The sequence below is a fragment of the Lachnospira hominis (ex Liu et al. 2021) genome (assembly GCF_014287955.1).
Taxonomy (GTDB): Bacteria; Bacillota; Clostridia; order Lachnospirales; family Lachnospiraceae; genus Lachnospira; species Lachnospira hominis.
The window spans coordinates 295,713-320,645 of sequence record NZ_JACOPD010000001.1 but is presented as its reverse complement, the minus strand read 5'-3'; the positions used below and the strand labels follow the sequence as shown (position 1 = coordinate 320,645).

The 24,933-nt window shown below is 35.2% G+C and carries 22 protein-coding genes; 16 read left to right on the top strand and 6 right to left on the bottom strand.

Going from position 1 to position 24,933, the window contains the following annotated elements:
* Positions 1–4 precede the first annotated feature (4 nt).
* Positions 5–2,962, top strand: coding sequence for a type I restriction endonuclease subunit R (locus H8S01_RS01520; protein WP_186835925.1), 2,958 nt, complete (start codon positions 5–7; stop codon positions 2,960–2,962).
* Between the two features lie 75 nt (positions 2,963–3,037).
* Here the strand turns inward: H8S01_RS01520 and H8S01_RS01515 are convergent, their stop codons facing one another.
* The gene (locus H8S01_RS01515) at positions 3,038–3,967 is read right to left on the bottom strand and encodes a site-specific integrase (protein WP_186835924.1); all 930 of its coding nucleotides are present in this window, start codon (positions 3,965–3,967) and stop codon (positions 3,038–3,040) included.
* Positions 3,927–5,054, bottom strand: coding sequence for a restriction endonuclease subunit S (locus H8S01_RS13895; RefSeq protein ID WP_330605464.1), 1,128 nt, complete (start codon positions 5,052–5,054; stop codon positions 3,927–3,929). The genes H8S01_RS01515 and H8S01_RS13895 overlap by 41 nt, the downstream gene beginning before the upstream one ends.
* A gap of 252 nt (positions 5,055–5,306) precedes the next feature.
* Between H8S01_RS13895 and H8S01_RS01505 the strand changes: the two genes are divergently transcribed.
* The 7 genes from H8S01_RS01505 to H8S01_RS01475 all read left to right on the top strand — a co-directional run bounded on the left by H8S01_RS01505 (position 5,307) and on the right by H8S01_RS01475 (position 10,207).
* Positions 5,307–5,789, top strand: a complete 483-nt coding sequence (locus H8S01_RS01505) for an NUDIX hydrolase (RefSeq protein WP_186835923.1) — start codon at positions 5,307–5,309, stop codon at positions 5,787–5,789.
* A 61-nt stretch (positions 5,790–5,850) separates the two neighbouring features.
* On the top strand, positions 5,851–6,234 hold the full coding sequence (locus H8S01_RS01500) for a GNAT family N-acetyltransferase (protein ID WP_243204167.1): 384 nt from the start codon (positions 5,851–5,853) through the stop codon (positions 6,232–6,234).
* 108 nt (positions 6,235–6,342) lie between these two features.
* Complete coding sequence (locus H8S01_RS01495; protein ID WP_186835921.1) at positions 6,343–6,975, top strand: M15 family metallopeptidase; 633 nt, start codon at positions 6,343–6,345, stop codon at positions 6,973–6,975.
* The gene (locus H8S01_RS01490; protein WP_186835920.1) at positions 6,972–7,622 is read left to right on the top strand and encodes a non-canonical purine NTP pyrophosphatase; all 651 of its coding nucleotides are present in this window, start codon (positions 6,972–6,974) and stop codon (positions 7,620–7,622) included. Before H8S01_RS01495 ends, H8S01_RS01490 begins: the two co-directional genes overlap by 4 nt.
* A 3-nt stretch (positions 7,623–7,625) precedes the next feature.
* Entirely contained in the window at positions 7,626–9,134 is a 1,509-nt protein-coding gene (locus H8S01_RS01485; protein ID WP_186835919.1) for a hypothetical protein, read from the top strand.
* Between the two features lie 156 nt (positions 9,135–9,290).
* The gene (locus tag H8S01_RS01480; protein ID WP_186835918.1) at positions 9,291–9,848 is read left to right on the top strand and encodes a hypothetical protein; all 558 of its coding nucleotides are present in this window, start codon (positions 9,291–9,293) and stop codon (positions 9,846–9,848) included.
* Between the two features lie 2 nt (positions 9,849–9,850).
* Complete coding sequence (locus tag H8S01_RS01475; RefSeq protein ID WP_186835917.1) at positions 9,851–10,207, top strand: hypothetical protein; 357 nt, start codon at positions 9,851–9,853, stop codon at positions 10,205–10,207.
* A 167-nt stretch (positions 10,208–10,374) separates the two neighbouring features.
* On the opposite strand, the gene H8S01_RS01470 is transcribed toward H8S01_RS01475, so the two are convergent.
* Positions 10,375–10,614 (bottom strand): helix-turn-helix domain-containing protein, encoded by a 240-nt coding sequence (locus H8S01_RS01470; protein ID WP_021866844.1) that lies wholly within the window; start codon positions 10,612–10,614, stop codon positions 10,375–10,377.
* A 142-nt stretch (positions 10,615–10,756) separates the two neighbouring features.
* On the opposite strand from H8S01_RS01470, the gene H8S01_RS01465 reads away from it, so the two are divergent.
* The 7 genes from H8S01_RS01465 (at position 10,757) to bsh (ending at position 19,850) form a co-directional block, all read left to right on the top strand.
* Positions 10,757–11,884, top strand: a complete 1,128-nt coding sequence (locus H8S01_RS01465) for an SPFH domain-containing protein (RefSeq protein ID WP_186835916.1) — start codon at positions 10,757–10,759, stop codon at positions 11,882–11,884.
* A complete protein-coding gene (locus tag H8S01_RS01460) occupies positions 11,881–12,456 on the top strand; it encodes a hypothetical protein (RefSeq protein WP_186835915.1) in 576 nt (191 codons plus the stop codon). Before H8S01_RS01465 ends, H8S01_RS01460 begins: the two co-directional genes overlap by 4 nt.
* A gap of 3 nt (positions 12,457–12,459) precedes the next feature.
* Entirely contained in the window at positions 12,460–13,794 is a 1,335-nt protein-coding gene (locus H8S01_RS01455) for a hypothetical protein (RefSeq protein ID WP_186835914.1), read from the top strand.
* Positions 13,795–13,929: 135 nt separating this feature from the next.
* The gene (locus H8S01_RS01450; protein ID WP_186835913.1) at positions 13,930–15,459 is read left to right on the top strand and encodes a DUF4357 domain-containing protein; all 1,530 of its coding nucleotides are present in this window, start codon (positions 13,930–13,932) and stop codon (positions 15,457–15,459) included.
* Between the two features lie 19 nt (positions 15,460–15,478).
* Positions 15,479–17,392: a hypothetical protein gene (locus H8S01_RS01445; protein ID WP_186835912.1), complete on the top strand. Its 1,914-nt coding sequence runs from the start codon at positions 15,479–15,481 to the stop codon at positions 17,390–17,392.
* A gap of 132 nt (positions 17,393–17,524) precedes the next feature.
* Entirely contained in the window at positions 17,525–18,847 is a 1,323-nt protein-coding gene (locus H8S01_RS01440) for an MATE family efflux transporter (RefSeq protein WP_021866839.1), read from the top strand.
* A 19-nt stretch (positions 18,848–18,866) separates the two neighbouring features.
* On the top strand, positions 18,867–19,850 hold the full coding sequence (bsh, locus tag H8S01_RS01435; protein WP_186835911.1) for a choloylglycine hydrolase: 984 nt from the start codon (positions 18,867–18,869) through the stop codon (positions 19,848–19,850).
* Between the two features lie 67 nt (positions 19,851–19,917).
* Here the strand turns inward: bsh and H8S01_RS01430 are convergent, their stop codons facing one another.
* The gene (locus tag H8S01_RS01430) at positions 19,918–20,523 is read right to left on the bottom strand and encodes a xanthine phosphoribosyltransferase (protein ID WP_186835910.1); all 606 of its coding nucleotides are present in this window, start codon (positions 20,521–20,523) and stop codon (positions 19,918–19,920) included.
* A gap of 119 nt (positions 20,524–20,642) precedes the next feature.
* Complete coding sequence (locus H8S01_RS01425; protein WP_186835909.1) at positions 20,643–21,644, bottom strand: NAD(P)-dependent oxidoreductase; 1,002 nt, start codon at positions 21,642–21,644, stop codon at positions 20,643–20,645.
* 400 nt (positions 21,645–22,044) lie between these two features.
* Between H8S01_RS01425 and H8S01_RS01420 the strand changes: the two genes are divergently transcribed.
* The gene (locus tag H8S01_RS01420; RefSeq protein WP_021866835.1) at positions 22,045–23,439 is read left to right on the top strand and encodes an NAD(P)/FAD-dependent oxidoreductase; all 1,395 of its coding nucleotides are present in this window, start codon (positions 22,045–22,047) and stop codon (positions 23,437–23,439) included.
* A gap of 226 nt (positions 23,440–23,665) precedes the next feature.
* Here H8S01_RS01420 and fucO read toward each other — a convergent pair whose 3' ends face one another.
* A complete protein-coding gene (gene fucO / locus H8S01_RS01415; RefSeq protein ID WP_186835908.1) occupies positions 23,666–24,814 on the bottom strand; it encodes a lactaldehyde reductase in 1,149 nt (382 codons plus the stop codon).
* Positions 24,815–24,933: the final 119 nt, after the last annotated feature.

Genomic DNA, 24,933 nt, shown 5'->3' with positions numbered 1-24,933 from the left:
GATTATGGCAGAATTAGAATCAGTGATTGAAAATAGGCTTATACATCAGCTTTGTAGTGGCGAATCTCAATGGACATATAGACCAGACATTAGGACAGAAGAAGATTTGTGGAATAATTTTAAATATATTTTGGAACAGAATAACAAAGCTAAATTAGACGATATTCCACTTAGTGAATCTGAGTTTGCAAAAGTTAAAAATGATTTGTCACATGCATCATTTTATGATGCAGGAAAGTGGCTTGTTGGAGAAAATGGTAAAGTTTATGTTCATGTTCAAAGAGGAAATGAGACGCTTCATTTAGTTGTTATGAATAATGAACATGTGGCAGGTGGTTCAAGCGTTTATGAAGTAATTAATCAGTATCAGGCATTTAAAGATGACAATGATGTTAATGCAAGAGACAGGAGATTTGATGTTACACTTTTAATTAATGGCATACCATTAATTCACATTGAATTAAAGAACAAAGAACATTCTTATATGGACGGATACCGTCAGATAAAGAAATACATAGCTGAAGGAAAATTTCATGGCATTTTTTCAAATGTGCAGATGTTTGTGGTTAGTAATGCTGTTGATACAAAGTATTTTTCAGCAGCAAGAGATACTGAATTAAATAAAAAGTTTTTAACAGGCTGGATAGATAGAGAAAATATGCCAGTATGTGATTATATTGATTTTGCTGAAGCTGTACTCAGAATACCACAGGCTCATGAGATGGTGACAAAATATACAGTTTTAGATAATGACAAGAAAAAATTGCTTATTTTAAGACCTTACCAGATTCATGCTATTGAAGCAATGAGAGAAGCATCTAAAGCTGGTAAATCAGGATACATCTGGCATACAACTGGTTCTGGAAAAACAATGACATCATATAAGGCTACAAGAAATCTTTTGATGGATATACCATCAATTCAAAAAACTGTTTTTTTAATTGATAGAAAAGATTTAGATTTACAGACAAAAGGTGCTTTTCAGTCATATGCAGATAACGATACAATTGATGTAGACGATACTGAACATGTGGGTAGCTTGATAAAAAAATTAGCAGATGATAACAGACAGATGATTGTAACCACTCGTCAGAAGATGCAGGTTATGATTAACAGACGACTTAAAGAGGGAACAAAAGAATATAATAAAATAAAGGCTCTTAAGGTAGCGTTTGTAGTAGATGAATGTCACAGAGCAGTAACCCCTCAAACAAAGAGAGATATAGAAAAATTTTTCAATAATTCAATCTGGTTTGGGTTTACTGGAACACCTATATTTGAGGAGAATAGATACGAACAAAAAGGTGATTTACCGCAGACAACAGAAGAGTTATATGGACCATGCCTTCATAGTTATACGATAAAAGAAGCAATTCATGATGGAGCGGTACTAGGGTTTAATGTTGAAAATCTTGGACCTAGAGATATTCCAAAGGACGATGAAGATAAATATTATCATAGTGTAAATCACATGAGAAATGTTTTGAACATAATTATTAATCAATCATTAGCTAAATTTGGAATGCAGAATGGAAGGGGAAAGACCTATGAAGCTATGCTTACAGTTGAATCTATAGCTATTGCTCAAAAATATTATGATATGATTTTGAAAATTAAAGCAGGGGAAGATGAACTTAAAATAAGTGATGATGTAAAAAGAATCTTACCAGATTTTCCTAAAGTTGCTATTACATTTTCTGTATCAGAAAATGAAGAACAATCACAAGTTAATCAGGATTCCATGAAGAGATATTTAACATATTATAATAAACTTTTTGGTACAAAATATGCTATTGAAGGGCTTGGAGCATATAATGGCAATTTAAATGATAGACTGGCAAGAAAAGAAAAAAGATATGCAGATAGGGAACAGCAGGTTGATATTGTAATAGTGGTAGATAGGTTGCTTACAGGTTTTGATGCTCCATGTTTATCAACATTATTTATTGACAGGCCTCCAATGAGTCCGCAGGGATTGATACAGGCATTTTCAAGAACAAATCGTTTATATGATCAAAACAAGGAATATGGTCAGATTGTTACATTTAGAAGTCCTAAAGAATATAAGAAAAAAATAAATGATGCACTGGTGTTATATTCTAAGGGTGGTATAGGACAAGCGATTGCTGAAGATTGGGAGACTGTACTTAATAATTTTGTTTTATCATTAAAGACAATAAGAACATTTGCTCCTACACCAGCAGATGTAAATGGATTATCTAAGAAACAAAAGAAAACATTTATTAAATTGTTTAGAGACTTAGATCATGATTATGCACATTTGAAATCATTTTCAACTTTTGAACCTAAAATCTTGGATGAATATGGATTCAGCCAGCAGATATATGAAGATTATGCTGCAGTTTATAATAATGTTATTGAAGAATTAAAAAAGGATCCACCAGATGATACAGGAGATGAACCAATTAGAGATGATTATGATTTAGTGGCATATAGTAAATTTAAAATTGATTTTGAGTACATTGTAGAATTGTTACAAGGTTTTGTAGATTTCTTGGATCAAAAAGATATAGAATTTAATGAGGCAGAATTTGAACATAAATTACTGGAATTAAAAGAGATTGTAAAAGATTTTGCAGAAGATAATTCTAAACTAAGTGATTTATTATTACAGGTACTAGATGAAATCGAACAGGATAAAGCCAAGTTTATGGGACAAGATATGTCTGTTATCATTAATCAGATGCGTTATGCTGCCATAGATAAGGAAATAGAAAAATTTTCGAAAAAGTGGTATATTCCGTTTGAAGCTGTTAAATATGAGGCTTATAATTATAAAGACGGAGAGCTGGCAAATGAAAATAAATTGAAGGAACTTGCTGATTATGCGACATATAAAGTGGAAACATCTGAAGCACTACCTAAATTCAAATTTAATGGAGCTCTTATTAAAGAATTTAAAGAAATGCTTATGCCTGAAATTGGTTCACTAATTGAATAAAAGTGAAGAAAGCTTGTAGTTTTTTGCTACAAGCTTTCTTCATTTATCTATAAATTAGCGTGCGTATTGCTATTATTAATTTAAATTTGATAGTGCTCTCATAATTAAATCTATGTCTTTACTTTCTAGTTCTTGAATGATATGCAAGTATGTTTTTTGTGTTGTAGTTATATTTGAGTGTCCTAATCTACGGGCAACACTTGCTATTGATACACCTGCAAATAACAAGAGTGATGCATGAGTGTGTCTCAATCCATGAATTGAAATTATAGGTATATCGACTTCCTTGCAATGTCTTGCCAGGACACTGTTAATGGTAGAATTATAAATCTTTCCATTTACAAAAATAGGCTCATCTTCGGGTAATCTTTTTACAAGTTCAGCAAATTGCATAACAGTTTGCCAATCTAACGGTATCTTTCTGATAGAAGATTTATTTTTGGTAGGAAGAAAACCGGTATGGTTTTTATAATCCCATGTTTTAGAAACTGAAAGCATCTGACGTGACAAGTCAAAATCTTTAGGTGTAAGTGCCAGTGCCTCAGAAAAACGCATTCCTGTTTTTGCAATTAATAGGATTAACCAGTCTAAATTAACTTCTGATTTTAAATCGAGATTATCCAATAGTTTATGAAGTTCATATTGGTTAAGATATTTGGGTTTCTTTTTGCGTGGTGTTTTTCCTTTGATAATTGCTTTTCTGGTAGGATCTCTTAGAATCAGCCCCTCATCAACGGCATCAAGTATTGCACATTTAAGATGATGATGAAAATCCATTGTAGTTTGTCGTTCGTGGGACATTGCATAATCATTAAGAAGTTTTTGGTAGGAAAAGCGATCAAGTTCACCAATAGTTAGGTTAGGAATAAGTTTTTCAAGCCATTGATGAGCCATATTATATTTACTCATTGTAACAGGTCGAATAGCTCCCTCCTTATAGACTGTAATCCATTGTTTGTAGTAATCACAGAATAGCATAGTATTGTTGGTTGTCGTTGTGTACATTTGTAAGTCCTCCTTTTTTATTGTAATACGCACGCCGATGAAGAGTGATGAGGTGGTCAAGTTGTTGGAAATACATTCCAATTTTCTGTTGTTCCTTATAACTTGGATACATATCCTCATAATTTAACACATCTTTTATAGACAAATTAGTTTGCTTATTTCCATCATCAAATTTAAGAAAGTACTCATTACGATTCATCTTAATATATAGATAGTATGGATCAGTATCCTCATGAGGAGTTATACCTGCAATTCTCTGATTAAGCGTATATTTCCCTGATTTATCAACTAAAAATGTTCTAGCAATAGCCCTTCCATTTGGAACATCGCTTAACACAAATGCTATTTCATTTTCATATAAAGGTTCATTTTGGGCATAAGAAAACTTCCGTATTTCTCCATTAGTTGATACAAATTTTGAATTAACAACAATATATTCACCATCATCATTTATTTCATTCTCATGTGCTTTTCCGTTACGATACTCTGCCACTTCCATTAACTTACGCTGTTCCCAATCATTTATTCTTGAAAAATATAGAAATGACTTACGCTGATGAAGAGTGATGAGATTATTTAATGATTTAAAGTAGTTTCCAATATTTTTTTGTTCTTCAATATCTTGTGGTAACATTAATTCTGTTTCAAAAAAATCTGCAGGTGCAATATTTAATAAACCATGATTTCTAGCCCCCTCCGCTGCAATAGCCTGAATGTCTTTATGCCAATTATTCGTATCATAATAATTCATAAGAAAATCGGAATTTAAAATATCTTCATTTTTTATTCTAAATACAATATAAAGCGTAGATAATACACCATTTTCGTATCTATCAAGTCTTTTTATGGCACCCCAAGGAGCATCACTAGATGTACTCTTGTTATATGCAAATTCACCATTATAAATTAAGTAATAACCACTAACATCTTTACTTGCCACACGTTTATCAAAAAACTCATTCTGATCAATAAGACCGTATTGAGCTGATATTGTGAGTGGTAATTCAGATACTAAATCTTGATTTTTTCGAGTAACTCTTTCTACTATTTCCCCCAACTTACGCTGTTCCCAAGTGTCTGTATATATTGATACTAGTACAATAGCATATTAACAAAGAGTTACGCATAAATAATAACTTTGTATTTTCAGGATTGATATTATATATACTAATTGGGAAGTATTACAAGAATGGTATTAAAAAATTGGACAAAGAGCATCATTACAGCTTGAAAAAATTTAAAGAAACAGACTTGAAATAATAAATGATGTATAGTATTATAAATATAGCTATAAAAAATAAGTGCGTGAATTAAAATATAATGATTGGGAGGTGGTTAAGTGGATATTTTATTTAAAAATGATGATTTTGTATTTTCATACAGAGTTGGCGGTATATTGAAACATAATGGTAAAATCTTGTTACAGCGTCCGAAGAATGATGATTATGCCATTATTGGCGGACATGTTGCGGCTATGGAGACAAGTATGGAAACTCTTAAACGGGAATTTGAAGAAGAGCTTCATGCTAAGATAGAGGTAGATAATCTGTTAGCAATCGGAGAAATTTATTTTCCATGGGGAAAAAGACCCTGTCATCAGATATGCTTATATTATAATGTACATCTGATAGATGATAATATTCCATTAGATGGTGTGTTTCGTGGATATGATGAGCTGGATAATGAAAGAATTGATTTGGATTTCTGTTGGGTTTCACTAGAAGATTTAAAGAAGGGTACTAAGGTATATCCTTTAGAGTTGATACCATATATCCTTGAGCCAGGGAAAGAAATTGTACATTTTGTTTCAAAGCAGATTTGAGGAGATAGTCAATGATAGAAAACATGAAGGTAGAATTTGGCAGAACATCAGATATTGATTCATGAATGACAAACGTGCTTTGTGCGTGAAGAACGAACAAGCTATTGTTGGCGTACTTTTATATTCAAGGAAGCATAATATGATATGTTGTTTGGCTGTTGATCCAGCTTATCGAAAAAGGGGAATTGCTTCGATTCTTTTAAAAGAGGCACTTGATAAGCTTGACAGAGATAAAGATATAACTGTGTCTACATTTAGAGAAAATGATGTTAAAGGAATTGCACCTAGAAAATTATATAAGAAATTCGGATTTGAAGAAGGTGAGCTGATTGAAGAAATTGGATATCCTAATCAAAGGTTTGTGTTGCATACTGACAAAAGTGCTGATAATGTAATAATTGGTACAAAAGTAACTGTCACAGTCGATAGACCATTAGGAAGGTAAGATGCAGGAAGATATTGCAGAAGTTATTGGAATATCGAGGCATGTATATGTGAGAATTGCAGGATAGTACCATTTGAATATTAGATATAATAAAAAAGGAGCATGCACATGAGCACACAGACATTCACAATATCACCAATTCCGGACGACATATTTGCTAAGATGCAGGGAAAATCATTTAAGGACAACTGCACCGTGCCAAGAGATGATTTGAGGTATATTAAAGTTTTGCATGTTGGGTTTGATGGTGAAACACATGTTGGTGAGCTGGTTGTGAACAGAGTGATTGCTGATGACGTGCTTGATATATTTAAGCAGCTTTATGAAGCGGGTTATGAGATTGAAAAAATCCGCCTGATTGATGAATATGATGCCGATGATGAAAGGTCAATGAGAGATAATAATTCTTCGGCATTTAATTTCAGGTACATTTCTTATTCAACGACGCTGTCAAAGCATGCGTTAGGGCTGGCGGTTGACATCAATACACTTTATAATCCTTATGTGAAAAAAGTTGATGGCAGAAGAAATGTGGAGCCTGCCAATGCTGAAAAGTATACAGACAGGAGCGTGGATTTTCTTCATAAAATAGACCATGACGATTTGTGTTACAAGCTGTTTGTGGAACACGGATTTGAGTGGGGAGGCGACTGGGAGCATGCGAAAGATTACCAGCATTTTGAGATGACTGACGGGTGGATTGAAAGCCATGCAAAAAATCAGGGGAGAATGAGTAAATGAAATTATTATACGGAACAGGAAATCAGGCAAAATTAGCTACGATGAGAAGCAGACTCAGGCAAATTGGGATAGAATTAATAGGATTAAATGATTTGAAGGCTGATGGGCTGGATATTCCTCAGGTAGTGGAAAATGGCAATACTCCGCTTGAAAATGCACGATTGAAAGCAAAAGGTTATTATGAAGCTTTTCATATTCCTGTATTTTCGTGCGATTCAGGATTGTATTTTGATAATGTTCCTGATGAGATTCAGCCGGGCGTACATGTACGCAATGTAAACGGAAAGCGTTTGTCAGATGATGAGATGATAGATTACTATTCTGGATTGGTGAAAATTTATGGTAATCTGATAGCGAGATACAAGAATGCGATTTGCTTTGTGATGGACAATACACATATGTATGAGGCAATGGAGCCGTCTATGGAAAGTGAGAAGTTTATTTTGACAGATAAACCACACAGTACAATCAGAAAAGAGGGTTTTCCGCTGGACAGCATATCGTTGGAGATAAATACGAATAAATATTACTATGATTTGCCGGAAGATAAATTAGAACAGGTTGCTGTTGAGGACGGATTTTTGGAATTCTTTAAGAATATTTATTGTGTGTGCGAAAAGGATAGTTTTATACCGGGAGAGATTTAAGCTTTGATTTTTAAAGAATATAACCAAACTGACATAATCAACATAAAAAATCAAATAGACAGGTTAAGAGCATGCGGAATCGGTGTTGCGGATTTGCCGCAGAATTTAAGGGATTCTGTGTGGAAAATTGTTTACTGCGAGTTGAAACAAAATGGCAGCCGACAAAATACCGTCAGCAAAGCGGCTGACGGTGTCTGCCAGAGCAATATACTTGAAAAAATGTTTGGGCTGCCGAAAGATGTTTTCGGGAAAAAATATTGGAATATGTATTCGCCCGACAGTAAGATAAGACAGGAAAAATACAGTAATGTGCAGCTGCCGTTTAATTACGCACAGGTTGAGTGCAATAGCGTATACAGGGCTATGATTCATCATATGATAACAGGGGCGGACGTGCCGACGGATACGGTTGTTGATATTTTCGGGAAATTCGGGCTGGCGGCGGCATTGTGTGCAGGTGGATATAAATATAAAATAGTATGCCTTAATGAGCAGAATTTTTATTTGTATTCGCTTCTTCAGGACGTGATGCGAAAGCCTGTAAAGTTTTATAAAATGATAGATGAGGAAAGAAAATATCTGGAAATCAAGCTTGCCGACAATGAGATAAAAGATATAATGAAGTCACAGATACAGCATCTTGGACAAATTAAGGTACTTGTCTATTACGGAGTACGAAAGAATGTCGGAGGACAGTATTCGTATGAATCTACGGGATATACGAAAGAGCAGATTGCCAAGTATATATTTATATGTTTGTGTTTTGCACCGGAATACTGGGTGGAGACTAATCTGGAAGTAAAAAACAATAAAATGGTTACTGGGTGGCTTGACGATGAAAAGACATATAAGAAATGTGTGACGGATTTTGTGAAGTTATCGCAGGAAGATTTTGTGGCTTTTGCCAAGAAATTTTCGGAGTTGAAATTTGTAAACTGCGATATAAGCAGGGTTATTGATATAATAAGAAAAAATGCAGACAATCAAAATTATAGCAGCGGTGACATACAAAAGTTTCTTCTTTATATAGACGTACCGAAATATATAAAAGAATATCAGCGTTTCGGATTTGACGGCACTATGATGATAAGCCTTTTAAAAATGCTCCATCACTACGAGGGCAACTGGATTATGACATGGTCAACATTTTTACAGAAAGGCCTTAATGATGAAAATCCCACGCTCTACGATATGTTGTATACACAACAGGAAATGCAGTCCGATATATACATAGCACATGGGAATTACGAGCGTTTTGAGGAAAAAGTGCCCGTGAAAGTCATATATAATATGTTTGATATGATAGACAAAGACAAGAATTTATTTGTTTTCATTTACAGGGATAAGAATAAAAACAAGCAGCAGAATATCGTTTTTGTTACTGATATAGATTTTGATGAAATCGATTGTGAATCATTTTTCCGAAAATATAAAATGGAATTTAACGGAAAAGAAAAGTTATTAAAATTAAAGTGGCGTGAATTTAAAAAGAATTATGTGAAGTTTTCATAAGTGTAAAAATCGTGCGACGGGATAAAAATTTTTTTTGAGAGAGTGCAGAAAACCTGTGCTCTTTTTTTATTTATAGGCTGATAGCATGATTAAAATCCGGAATTTATAATAAGCTCATAAACAAAAACAAACGCACAAGCGAAAGGAGAAATTATTATGATGAGAGTATTGACACCAAACGGAAATGTAATTGAGGTAGAAAAGGCAGAAGCAATAGTCGAGAAAAGAGTCAGCTTTAACGGAAGGGATATCAGACTGTGTCAGACGGCAAAAGACAAAAGCCAGCCTGCCAGCGGATTGTATTTTTCGGTGAAAACGGAGTCGGTTTTTACTATTGCAAATGAAGGAAATCTTCTTGTTGGAAATCTTCCCGTTGATACGGTAAAGAAAATTGTCACAAATCTTGCAAAAGACGGTTTCTGTGATTTGAGCGAATTTGATTACCAGCCGGAAATCGGAATTAACGACAAGCCTGTATTTGACGAAGGTAAATCACGTCCGTATTTTTGCAGGAGCAATGTTGCGATGATGTTTGCACCGAGACAGAATATGGATTTTCCGATAAACGGAATTTCAAATACAGATACCGGAGTAAATTCATTTCCGCAGAACAATACTGAGGAAACAGATATTTTTAATGATGATTTGTGGGCTGATGACAGCTCTGATAATGATAGCTGTGATGATGGCTTTGATAATGGAGAAGAAAATTAAAAATGCCTAAAATATATATTTTAAGAACAGATTCGGCGGGAAATGTATATCGTGGGTATGAATATGATGCACAAGATTATTCGGACATGATTAAAATTACCGACATACAAAAATTTGCACTTACAAAAAATATCGACATTTTATATGAAGAAGATGCCGTTATTATGGGAAAAACGCTTAACCGTGCGGTATGCGGCGAAGACGGAAAAGTGCAGAAAATATTTGCGGGAAATATAGCTGCTGTAAAACATGAAAAAGACATTATAAAAGATATTAATAAAGAAGATATTGAATTCGTTGAAAAGTCATTGAGACCCATAGAGCGTATTTTTGGCGGTGAAGTATTTTTTAAATCATAGATTTATAACCTAAAGCACACGACACGCCGGCTGTCAATAACAAAGACGGCTGAATTACATTCAACAAAGACGGCTGAATTACATTCAACAAAGACATCGAATTTCCTTCAAAAAAGTGTCGAATTACTAAAAAAAGCGGCTGAATATCCGTATCGGAAAACAGCCGCTTATTTTTTAAAAAATTCATTAAAATCACATTCAAAAACTTTGGTTAATGCGATAAGCATATCAACGGTCGGGTTATTGTATCCGTTTTCGACTTTACTGAAAATTCCTGTTGTGACATTGATATTTTCGCATTGGAGTTTGGCAATGACATCAACAGCTTTCATGTGGCGTTCTTTGCGCAAACGCCGTATGTTTGAGCCGATGAGCGGATTAAGATGCTGGTTGATTCGTTCACTCATGATATTCACCTCAAAGAAATCATATGTAAAATTTTATCCAAAATAGAAGAAAAAAGTATCCAAAATAGAAGTTATATGTTACAATGATAAAAACTTCCATTTTGGACAGAAATGTAAAATTACAAGGGAGGAAAAAATTTTAATGGCAATACAGGAAGTTATAAAGTACGAGGGAGAAAATTCTGTTTTGATATATAAGCATCCTGCTGAGGATTTTAATACGATGTCACAGCTCATTGTCCATGAGTCGCAGGAAGCGGTATTTTTTAGTGACGGACAGGCTTTGGACAGCTTCAGGGCAGGAAGATATACTCTTGAGACAAAGAATATCCCGTTAATTTCCAAGCTTAGAAATCTTGTATCGGGCGGCGTATCACCGTTTCACACAGAGGTTTATTTTATAAATCTTGCAACGATGATGGACATACCGTGGGGCACGCCGAGCCAGGTAACTGTGAGAGACCCGAATTACGGATACAGTTATAGTGCGGGTGCAAGTGGTTCGTTCGGACTTAAAATAACAGACGGACGCAGACTTCTTATTAATCTTGTCGGTACAGAGAAGAAGATGGAGACATCTGATGTTCAGAAGTATTTTAAAGATCTGATTGTTACGAGAGTTAAAAATTGTATTGCGGTTGAACTAGGCAGATACAGCTACAATGAATTTAACCAGCATTTAAGTGACATTTCTGAAAGCGTTGCGTCACAGATTGAAAAAGATATTTCCGATTACGGCATACAGATACTTAATTTCTTTTTATCTTCGGTCAATATAAAGCCTGATGATCTTGAAGCATTAAAAAATCTCGACAACAGCATGGTACAGAAAAGATTTGAGGCTATGGGTAACAGGGATGCGAATGTTATCGAGGCACAGGGAATGGCGAAAGCGAGAGAAATCCAGGGCTACACATGGCAGCAGGAACAGCAGTTTGACGTTAGTAAGACATTTGCACAAAACGAGGGATTTGCGGGTAATCCTGCCAATATGATGGCACAGATTCCGCTGGCATTTTCCATGGGAGACATGATTAAATCAAATGTAGATTCTGCAGTGGCTTCGACAGCCGAAACGAAAAATAATACGGATATTTCTGTTATAAGATGTGCAAAATGCGGCACTGAACTTCCGTCAAATTCAAAATTCTGCTTTAACTGTGGAGAAAAAGTTGAGGTTCCAAAGACGGTTTTCTGTTCGGAATGTGGACAGCCGATAAGTCCCGAAGCTAAATTCTGCATGCACTGCGGAGCAAGGAGGGACGTATGACAAGATACATTTTTTGCGTGATTGCTGTTTTAGTACAGCCGTTATTTGTGTGGTATGTGTACCATAAGCAGGATAAAAGAGAAGCAGCCTTAAAGATTCCGATGATTGGCTGCAGTGTGCTTTATCTTGTTGTGCAGGTATATGCGTTCTTCAAACTGTGTATAAAAATTCCGGGAAAATACGGTATATTTTCTTATCTGATTCAGGCTGTAATTCTGGCGGTATTTATAGCTTTGGAGCTGGCTTTGTCAGGCAGCAACAAATATATAAAAAAAGTCCAGGAAAATGAGCAGAATTCAATACGTGATTTTAAAAATCTTATCAAAGAACTAGAAATATGCAGATTGGATATCTCTGAAGAAAATAAAAAATATATAGATAAATTATACGAAAAAATGAGATATTCCAATCCTGTGAGTTCACCTGAAGTTTCACAGGAAAATGAAAAAATACACAAATTGATAGCTGAATTACCGGGAATTACAGAATCTTCACAGTTTGGGGCTAAATGCCTGGAGATAGAAAAACAGCTTGATATAAGGAAAATAAAGAATACAAAGGAGCAGGGTTAAACAATGGAGGCTATAAAGTGTCCTAATTGCGGAAGTGAAAAAGTAAAAGAACTGACAGAAGAAAAATATGCGTGTCTTGCATGTGATAATATATTTTTAGTACATAATCTTTCAAAAGAGTTCAGACAGACAGATGCACATATTACAGATATGCACGAGGATATAAATGAAAAACTCGATAATTTAAGTAAGAATGTTAATTCTGTAACTGTAAATTCCAATTCACAGGCTTCAAGAGCAAAAGAAATCCTGATTGAAGCACAGGATAATTTTGACAGAGGAAAATATTGCGAGGCTTATGCCGGATTTAAAAAATATACAGGCTTTGAACCGGATTCATGTGTCGGATATGAAGGAATGTATAAAGTTATATTAAAATTAAAAGGTAATACATCTAAAGAAAAAGACAAATATGCTGGTTATGATCTATTAAATAAAATGATAAGCTGCAAAGACTGTGATAAAGAAGCTGTACTAACACCTATGATACAGCAATATGTCGCAGAAAAAACTGAAACAGAAAGTCGTAATTTAGAAAATGAAGTTAATAATGCATGTTCTGAAAACGGAATTAAGAACAATGGTGTAGAGGATGGCATAAAAGCATTAATAGAATTCTACGAAAAACAAAAGGATACCACTGAAAAACGATATGAACAATATAGAGAGTCAAGTATAAAAGATTACGAAGAATACAGTGCGATGTCCGATGAAGAAAAGAAGAAGAAAAACCTTTTAAAACTTATTGCACCTGTAATAATAGGTGTGCTTTCTTTAATTTTATTACATGGATTTTTCAGATGGGTTGTAGTTATAATAGCAGTAATATGGGCATGGCTCTCAACTGCATCTCCGGTAAAATGGGATGATGATTCGTCTGACAGTAATAAGTGGAAAGACAGCATTAACAGCAATCAGACGCGTGCTGATTATTGGAAAACAAAAGAAGAAAGACTAAATGACAAAGAAGAATTCACAATATCTGATATGGAATCTGTTATAAATGATATTTCAAAAAGCTGTAGTTCTTCAGATGAGATTATAGAAAATGAGAGAATAAAACAGGAAGATGACATATCAGGCTACTGGATAGTAGAAGTCGGACGAGGGGCCATGGAAAGCGTTGATTCTTCGCTTAAGGCATGTGAAGCTGTTGAAAAGCATTGCAAAGAAACAGGTATTTATAATATACACGAACCAAATAATGTGTACATATATTATACTGAAATAAGAATCAAGAAAATAAGAAAGAGTCAGGCAGTTACAATTCAGAAGTTAATACAGTCATATGGAATCCAGAATGTCAATATCAGACAGATGAGTCCGAATGAATTATAATAGGCCGTGTTGGTTAGTGGGAGCGTTTTATCGCCCCCACTTTTTATATGTTTAATATTTAAAATAGTTATTGTAAAGAAATATAAAAAATTATATAATAAATATATTAAATACTAATGTGCAAGAGGTTTTTACATGAAGAATATATCAGAAATGACCATTAAAGAAATAGAAGATGAAATAAAAATGGCTAAGTTTGATGCTAATGAAAATTATGTTTTTGTAAGTTATTCGCATATGGATTATAAACAGGTATATCCAATGGTTTTAAGATGGATAAGAAAGGGATATAACATATATCTTGATGTGGATTTTGAAAATCACAGTGGAAATGAAAACTGGGTCGAAATGATGACAAAAGCATTGAGGTCTGCATCATGTCAGCTTGTTGCATGCTTCTACAGCGAGAATTACTGCTTCAGTTATCCATCTATGCTTGAATTGCTTACTGTTTGCTCAGATGAAACGGCAAAGAAAAGAAAACCGTTTACAAATCCTGTTTTGCCGGTAGATATTATATGTCTGGAAAACAAGCCGAAAGATGAAGGGAAAAATTTTAGTTCACAGGAAATTAAGAATGATTACAAAAAGTATTTTACAAATTTAAGACAAAAAGTAGGTGATAGATTGTGGGAAAATAATCATCACGAGGAAGAATGTTACGAAGAGGGATTAAGAAGCCTTTACAACAATGATGAAGAGCGTGTAAAAGCAGCTGTAGAGGGTATAAAGCAGGCATATGATTCTTCTCAAATGGTTAATTTTTATCCTTCTGTTGCTATGATAGTCCGTGAGGTAAGAAAAAAGAGTAATCTTTATGGCAATTATATTGATGCGTCAAAGTATAATGAAGAAAACAGATTTAAACAGGACAGTGAAAATGCCATATATATGTTTGACAAAGATAATGGAGAGCCGGAAGTTTTAGATGAAGCAGAAGCTGTCAAGAGTGCAGATGATGTCGTTGAAACAGCCGCTACAGCCGAGGCAGTTGAAGATATAAATGACGCAGCCGACACACAAGATTTAAGTGATGACTTGTTATATTACGATTCTGCAATTGGCAGGGACAACATGCTTGGCGGAATTGTGATTCTTAAAGGTTCAAAAATCAGCAGGAGCGAGGCGAATTCATGCCCTGAGGGAGCAAAGAAAAAGAGAAACAGCTCGCTATTAGACGGAAGTATCACGGACGATGGTGAGTATTATGTCCTTCAAAAAGATATGGAGTTCAGGAGCCTTTCGGGAGCGGCATGTTTTGTGTCGGGTACAAGTGTCAACGGAAAGCTGGCATGGAAATCAGGAAAAAAGAATGAAAAAACAGTGGGAAAAAGTTCATCCGGAGTGCGGAGTACAGGTGTAAGTTCTAAGATTAATCAGATTTGCATGGTAATTGAAAAGGTGAATCAGGAAAATAAACCGATTGAGAATTATACAAAAACACTTCAGAATATTTACGGAGCTGTTGCAAGTGAACTTAATATAAGCAAATCTCCAGTTGTAGACAAGTGCAACAGACAGCTCGGTCTTACTGCCATGGAATTTGCAAAATATGTCCGCGATTACAGCGAAGAAGGCAAAGATACATTATATGACATAGTTATGAATGCAGCTGGCAATGAAGATGAAAAGGCACTTATAAGAAAAACATTCAAAAAGAACTGATAAGTTTTGAGGAGATTGCATGAAAAGAAATAAATATAAAGATTATTTGTGGTATACAGCTCTTGCAGTATTTATCATATGTGTAATTGAAGGCATATTTTTCTATCACAATGTAGAAAATCCTTTCCTTAAAGTTACGCTTAATATTCAGAATGCGATAAAAGCATATAAGATTGATCCAGACATAAAGCAGGCAGAAGCACTTGCCTATATGCAGAAGTCTGGTGGTGGAATTATAAGCGTCATAATAACATATGTTTACTGTTTTGCTGTTATAGTGGCACCATTTTGTACAGTAGGTGCATTGGCTGTGCTTATAAGAAAGCCGGCAAGTTATGTAAGAGGATTTTTTAGCCAGAGAAACAAGAAGCATGTGCTTATAATAGGAGAAGGAAAGTATCAGTTTGCATTTATTGATGGTCTGGTAAAAGACTGCCGTGTGACAGTTATTGTAAGCAGAATGCTTTCAGAAGATACGAAACTGAAGTACATAAATAAGGGAGTAAAGATTATCCAGAAATATGGTGATATGTCAATTGAAACCATATTCAAATCGCTTGATATACGTAAATTTAATGATATCTTTCTCTGTGATGAAAGTGCAATTGCTAATATTGAATATTTGAAATCTTTATCTGAAAAATCATCAAAATACAGTGATGCAGGCAATTCAGCTTATCAGCAGATTCATGTTAGCAGTGCAGATAATTCGATGGCGGAACTTATCCGACAGTATTATGATAATCTTGATACAAAATTATTTGACCTTGATATAGTAGATGTAAATAAAATGGCTGTTAATAAGATGTATAAAGAACATCCTGTATACATAGCAAACAAAGATGATAATTATGATGTCCATATCGGAATTATAGGTTTTGGCGATTTTGGACAGAGTTCACTTATACAGGGGCTTAATATGTCAGTTCTATCGGCGGATTCAAAAATATGTATAGATGTTTTTGATAAAGATATTGATTCGATAATCGGTGGATTTATGAAAAACTTTTCGGTTGATGCACTTGAGGGTCTGAAATTTATAAAAGAAGATATTTATGAAGGAAAAAGTACAGGTTGTTACGAATTAAAAATGCCTTTTAACACTTCACCGGACAAGTTTGGAATGGATGGAGAAATAAATATCAGATTTTTTAACACAGATGCAACAAAGTTACATTTTAATAAAATATTTAAAAAATGTAATGATGAAAATCCATTTACATATCTTATAATTGCGATGGCAGATACACGCTCAATGGCAAATACCATTATAGAATTAAAGCAGCTTTTATATAAAAAAGGTGACACATGTATAAACATTCCTGTTATTGTAAGAGTAAAAGAAAATAATGATTTTGCAAGTATTTATGGTGAAAAGAATCTGTATACAATAAACCGCGATAAGGATATTTATTCGTATAAATCAATAACAAACCAGGAAATTACAAATGAAGCAAAGCTTTTTAATCACAGATATAATCTGCTTTATGATGTGATAAGCGGTTATAAGAAAGATAAAAATATAGTTGTAGATGATAAATTTATGCTTGAAATAGAAAATCATCTTAAAGAGGATGCACTAAGAATCGAAAAGAATGAGACAGAATTAAATAATGCATGGCATAAGATGAGTATTTTCGACAGGGAGTCAAGCATTGCACAATCACTTCATCAGGATGTAAAAAGATGGCTTGTGTATGATAAAAAGGCATATTCGCTTAAAGATAATAAGGAAGAACTGGAAAGAATTGAACATAGAAGATGGAATGTGTTTATGATTACCCGTGGATTCAAATATGAAAAAGCAGGGAAAAAGGATTTGTATGCAAAAACCCATCCGTGTATTTCCAAGTGGGAAGTTTTGAAAGTTGAAAAGCCTGATACACTTGAATATGACTATACGCCATATTATATTTTAAAAGTTAATAAATAATTATAATATAAGCTGTGAGGTCAAATGTGGCTTCGCAGCTTCTTGTTATACTTGGTATTGTGGCACTTATTATGATGTTATTTGTTATGATATTGAAGTTAAGATATGTTTTTTTGAGGAGAACGGAAGATAATGAAAAATATGAAAACAGAAAATGTATTAAAACTTATATTAAAGATGGGAATGCCAATGGTTATATCAATGATGGTAAATTCGTTGTATAATATTGTTGACAGCCTGTTTGTAGCGAAGATGAGCGAGAATGCCATGACGGCACTTTCACTTGTATTTCCAATTCAGAATCTTATAAGTTCAATTATGATTGGATTTGGTATAGGAATTAATGCAGTTGTATCATTTTATCTCGGAGCAGGAGATAGGAAAAGAGCTGATAAAGCAGCCAGTCAGGGATTATTTCTGGGTACTGTCCATGGCCTTGTGTTTACTGTAATTGGTATAACAGTTATGCCATGGTTCCTTAGAATGTTCACAGATGATAGTGAGATACTAAGTCTTGGTGTGCAATATACAAATGTAGCATTTGCATTTTCAGTGGCACTTTCGTGGGAACTTGTATTTGAGAAAACATTTCAGGCAGTCGGCAGAATGACGGCATCAATGGTATGTATGCTGGCAGGCTGTATTGTAAATATAATACTTGATCCGGTACTTATATTTGGACTTGGCCCGGCACCGAGAATGGGAATAGAAGGTGCAGCACTTGCGACCGGAATAGGTCAGTCGGTATGTGCAATTGCATATATAATTTTATACATAGTAAAACCTATTTCTGTTAAATATAAAAAAGAGTATATGATTCCGCAAAAAGATATGTGTAAGAGACTTTATGCAATAGGAATACCGGCAAGTCTTAGCCTTGCACTGCCATCACTTCTTATATCAGCATTAAATGTTATTCTTGCGGCGTTTTCCCAAACTTACGTATTTGTGCTTGGTGTTTACTATAAATTACAGACATTTCTTTACCTTCCGGCAAACGGAATTGTTCAGGGAATGAGACCGCTTATAGGATATAATTATGGTGCCGGTGAGCATAAAAGAGTTGAGGAAATATACAGAACATCGCTTGTTCTGGTTGCTTTAATAATGGCAGCAGGTACAATACTTTGCTTTGTATTTCCTGGAGAGCTTATTGGTTTGTTTACAACAAATGCGGACACAATAAGTGCAGGACGGACAGCACTAAGGATAATTGGTCTGGGATTTATAGTATCTTCTGTGTCAGTTGCATCATCAGGTGCATTGGAAGGACTTGGAAAAGGTGGTCCGTCACTTGTTATTTCTGCTTTAAGATACGTTGCTGTAATAATACCGGCAGCATTTATATTAAGCCGTATTATCGGAGCAGCAGGAGTATGGCATGCATTCTGGATAACAGAATTAATAACAGCGGTAGTATCATTTTATATATTTGTCCGTTCAAAATCAAAATAAATGAAAAGGAGAGTGCTATATGTGTACAGCAGCAACTTATAAGACAAAAGATTTTTATATGGGAAGGACACTTGATTATGAATTCGCATATGGCGAAGAAGTAACAGTTATGCCAAGAAATTATCCGCTTCATTTCAGATATATGGGGGATATGTCAGAACATTTTGCAATAATCGGAATGGCACATGTTGCTGATAATTATCCATTGTATTATGATGCAGTCAATGAGAAGGGGCTTGGAATGGCAGGACTTAATTTCGTTGGAAATGCAGTCTATGCAGAACCGGATACAGAGGCTGATGAGAAAGAAAATGTATCACAGTATGAATTTATACCATGGGTTTTAAGCCAGTGTTCAAGTGTAAAAGAGGTAAGGAGTCTGCTGATGAGGATTAATCTTGTCGGCACACCGTACAGTGAGATGTTTCCGGCAGCACAGCTTCACTGGATTATTGCAGATGAGAATGAAGCTATAACAGTAGAATCTGTAAAGGACGGATTAAAGGTATACGATAATCCTGTAGGTGTACTTACAAACAATCCACCATTTGATATTCAGATGCTTATACTTGCGGATTATGCAGGACTTTCACCAAAGCAGCCTGTTAATACATTTGCATCAGGCGTTGACTTAAATATGTACAGCAGAGGAATGGGCACTATTGGACTTCCGGGAGATTTATCATCCCGTTCAAGATTTGCAAGAGTAGCTTATACGAAGATGAATTCACGTTCCGGTGATTCTGAAAATGAAAGCGTAAGCCAGTTTTTCCATATACTTGGAAGCGTTGAACAGCAGCGTGGATGCTGTGAAGTTGCAGATGGAAAATATGAGATAACAATATATACGTCATGCTGGAATGCCGCAAAAGGAATATATTATTATACAACATATGAAAACAGTCAGATTTCAGCTGTTGATATGAACAGGGAAGACCTTGAAAGCAGCGGATTAAAGAGATATCCGCTTGTCAACGGACAGCATATAAATTATCAGAATTGATTAACTATTACAAAAAGAATTCTGCACACGGGCATTGTCCATAAGCAGAATTCTTTTTGTACATATGTTATAGCTGCTCGGAATTCCATTCAGGCTGTTCACGAAAAGTTACTTTGCCTGTGGAAGCATCCATAGCATCAACAATTGCAAGTGACTCAAGATGATAACCGAGATTTCTGATAATCTGACCTCCACTTTGGAACCCTTTTTCAATTACAATCCCGATACCTTCGACAGAAGCACCAGCCTCATTTACAATAGAAATAAGTCCCTGAAGTGCACATCCGTTTGCGAGGAAATCATCAATTATAAGAACGTGGTCCTCTGGATTTAAGAATTTCTTGGATACAATAACCTGATTTTTGCATTTGTGTGTAAATGACTCAACCTCGGCAACGTACATTTCGCCTTCAATATTAATGCTTTTTGATTTTTTGGCAAATACAACAGGAACATTGAAATGTCTTGCCACGATACATGCAATGCCGATTCCTGAAGCTTCAACAGTTACAATTTTATTAATCTTTTCTTTAGCAAAACGGCGTTTGAATTCTTTTCCAATCTGGTCAAATAATGCAATATCCATCTGATGATTTAAAAAACTGTCAACTTTTAATACATTACCTTCTTTAACGATGCCATCTTTAATAATTCTTTCCTCTAAAAAGTTCATTATAGCCTCCGTGTATATTTTTATATTCTCTAGAATACCAAATACGGTAGAAGGTAGCAACAAAAATTTATAAAAATATAAGTAAAAATACGGATTTAAGGGAACCGGTACGCATTATGTCAGATTATTGAGCTTTCAGGGTGTCCGTTAATCCAGGCTTTTACATTAGCCATTGCAACATCAACAACGCGAAGCTGTGCCTCACTTGGTGACCATGCAATATGTGGAGTAATTATGGCATTAGGACAATCCATAAGCGGAATGTGTGAGTGCGAGTTGTCTGCTGATGTTGCATCAAGTCCGGCAGCGTATACTTTGCCGCTTTTAAGTGCTTCACAGAGTGCGTCCTCGTCGATAAGACTGCCTCGAGAAGGATTAATAATGATAACACCATCCTTCATTTTGCTGATGCTTTCCTTATTAATAATGTTGACAGTTGATGGATTAGCAGAACAGTTGAGCGAGATTACATCAGCTCTTGCATAAATTTCCTCTGTACTTACCTGTTCAATTGAAGCATATTCGGGACCGGTTTTTATGTGGTGGCTGGATGCGATGACTTTCATTCCAAAGCCCTGTGCCATGCGTGCAACCCAGAGACCTACGTGTCCCAATCCGATAATGCCAAGTGTTTTGCCGTATAATTCAATCTGCCTGTCAATAGGATTAAAAAAAGTACCGCCTGAAAGTACATTATCAGGAGCTTTTTTGATAAAGTCACTATTGCCACGTATATCATGGCATATATCGAGAAGCAGTGCCATTGTAAACTGGGCAATTGTCTGTGCACCATAAACTGTGTTTGTAAGAGTTACATTGTGTTTTTTTGCAGCGTCACGGTCAAAATTGCCATATCCCATAGCAAGTGTCGAAATATATTTAAGATTAGGATGACGTTCAAAAAATGACTCGTTAAGATAATTATCTATATTAAAACCTATAAGTATTTCCTCATCTTTAAGCTGCGATTCGATGTCCTTTTGAGACTGGTGGTATACGCTGTACAGACGGAAACTTTCAATTTCCGGGATTTCATTGATATGCTGTTCCCATCTTGACTTAATTATGGGATTGAGACTTTCCTTCCATGCAGGATGACCTGTGTAAATTAATGCCTTCATATAAAATCCTCCTTGTTTTTGCGGAGCAAAAATCCGAGTCCTATGGCGGGGAGAGGACTTAACCTCCTTGTTTCTAAATATAATACATGTATAATTTTATGCAATGGATATTATAATGTCAATATTGATAATTAAAAAGTGAAATTTATAAGCTTAATCGGCACATAACAAGGAAAAATAAGGGAAATACCACATAAAACATTAAAAAAGCAGGAAGAATCATATATAATTTAAAGGCTGCTTTTATGAAATAATAAACTATAATATTATACATGTGTAGTTATGGCACGATGTATAATATAAAAAGAAACGTATACTTTTTTGCTAATATATAGTAAAATAAAATAGTATGTAATGAACTGATAATGCACAAATATGGTTATTGATGGAGGGTCAGATTATGAAAGCAGATGTTGTTATTGTAGGAAGTGGACCAGCCGGTATTTTTACGGCACTTGAACTTATAAAGAACGGAAGTAAGAAAAAGATAATAATGGTTGAAAAAGGCAGCAGTATTCATAAGAGAAACTGTCCTAAGAGTAAAACCAAAAAATGTGTTGGATGTGAACCTTGCAATATTACAGCGGGTTTTTCAGGAGCCGGGGCATTTTCGGATGGAAAACTGTCTTTGTCATATGAAGTTGGTGGAGATCTGCCATCACTTATAGGGGAAGATTTTGCACAGAGTCTTATTGATTATACAGACAAAATTTATCTGGAATTTGGAGCTGATACTCATGTTGAGGGTATTAATCAGGGTGAAAAGGTAAAGGAAATCCGTAAACGTGCAATTCAGTCAGGGCTTAAACTTGTAGATTGTCCAATAAGACATCTTGGAACAGAAAAAGCACAGGAAATATATGCAAGCATAGAAGATTTCCTTGTTGAGCATGGTGTTGAGATAATGTTTGGCTATACATGTGAAGATATTATTTTAGAGGAAAATAAGTGTGTCGGCATACGTATTAAAAAGACTGTTGGTGTCAGTGATGAAACAGAAATTTATGGCGATGATGTTATTATTGCAACAGGAAGAAGAGGTGCCGAGTGGCTTGAAAAATTGTGTGCAAAGTATGATATCATGCATAAGCCGGGAACTGTTGATATAGGTGTGCGTGTTGAAGTACGCAATGAAATTATGGAGGATGTCAACAATGTTTTGTATGAATCAAAACTTATAGGATATCCAAGACCATTTAAGAATAAAGTGAGAACATTCTGTCAGAATCCGGGAGGATTTGTAAGCCAGGAAAATTATGATGACAATCTTGCAGTTGTAAATGGACATTCATATAAAGATTTAAAATCTAACAATACAAATCTTGCAATCTTATGTTCGCATAATTTTACTGAGCCATTTAACCAGCCGATTGAATATGCTAAAAAAGTCGGAGAACTTACAAATATGCTTGGAGCCGGTCAGATTATGGTACAGCGTTATGGTGATATTCTTGACGGAAAGAGAACATGGCAGAAGGAACTTGCACAGTCCAATGTAAAACCGACACTGCCTGATGCGGTTGCTGGCGATATTACAGCAGCAATGCCATATCGTGCAATGGTTAATATTATTAATTTCATACAGGCAGTAGACCATGTTGTTCCGGGTTTTGCAAGTACAGAGACTCTTTTGTATTCTCCGGAATTGAAATTTTACAGTAATAAGGTTAAAATGGATGAAAATCTGAATACAAATGTAGAACATCTATACTGTCTTGGCGATTCAAGCGGATGGACAAGAGGTCTTATGATGGCATCTGTGATGGGTGTCCTTATGGGAAGAAAGCTTATTTAGTTTTCTGTGAGAAATTTAAAAAGTGATAAATGCAAAAAAAAATAAAATTACATAAAAAAATAAAACCACATCAAAAAATGTGGGTTCTCTGTAACATACAAGAATAGAAAAATCCGACCGGGCAGCAGTTAAATGTTGTCCGGTCGGATTTTATTGCGTACAGAGAGGTAAAATCCGTAATTACATAGGAATCTGTCAGCTGTTGCAATAACATAATTTAGTGAAATTACATAAGTGAGCGATATAATGCTGCAATTTCTTCAACTGATGTGTCTCTTGGGTTACCAGGACGGCATGCATCAGCATAAGCTGATTCAGATAAGAACTGAACATCCTCTTCTTTTGCAATTTCCTTGAGATTTGCAGGAATACCAACATCTGAAGAAAGTTTCTTAACTGCATCAACAGCAGCTTTACGATATTCTTCCTGAGTCATATTTTCAACGCCTTCAACGCCCATTGCTTTTGCGATGTATTTGTATTTGTCGCCTGTGAATGGAGCATTGTATTCCATTACTGTTGGAAGAAGAATAGCATTGGCAACGCCATGCGGTGTATCATATACAGCACCAAGTGCATGAGCCATTGAATGAACGATACCAAGACCTACATTAGAGAAACCCATACCTGCGATATACTGACCGAGAGCCATGCCTTCACGTCCTTCTGGAGTATTGTCAACAGCACCTCTTAATGAGTTAGATATAATCTCAATAGCTTTTAAGTGGAACATGTCTGTCATTTCCCATGCGGCTTTTGTAGTATAACCTTCGATGGCATGTGTAAGTGCATCCATGCCTGTTGCGGCTGTAAGACCCTTTGGCATGCTTGACATCATGTCTGAGTCAATAACTGCGATTACAGGAATATCATGTGTATCAACACATACGAATTTACGTTTCTTTTCGACATCTGTGATAACGTAGTTAATAGTAACTTCTGCTGCCGTACCTGCGGTAGTAGGAACTGCTATAATAGGAACACATGGTTTCTTAGTAGGGGCAACGCCTTCGAGGCTTCTTACATCAGCAAACTCAGGATTATTGATAATAATGCCGACAGCCTTTGCTGTATCCATTGATGAACCGCCGCCGATTGCAATTATGTAGTCAGCACCTGAAGCTTTGAATGCTGCAACACCGGTCTGTACATTTTCAATTGTAGGATTTGGTTTGATATTTGAATAAATCTCATAGGCAAGCCCTGCTTTGTCAAGAACGTCAGTAACCTTCTTTGTTACATTAAACTTGATGAGGTCAGGGTCTGAACATACAAATGCCTTTTTAAATCCACGTACATTTACTTCATCAGGAATTGAGTTGATAGCTCCTGCACCATGATAAGATGTTTCGTTTAATACAATTCTGTTTACCATAATAATAGTTCCTCCATGTTTTATTTAAAAAATCAAGATGTAAATACCTTTGCTATTATTTTAACAAATTAGTACCGAAATGTCAAAATAATTTGGTGGATTTGTATTAAGTTTTCTGA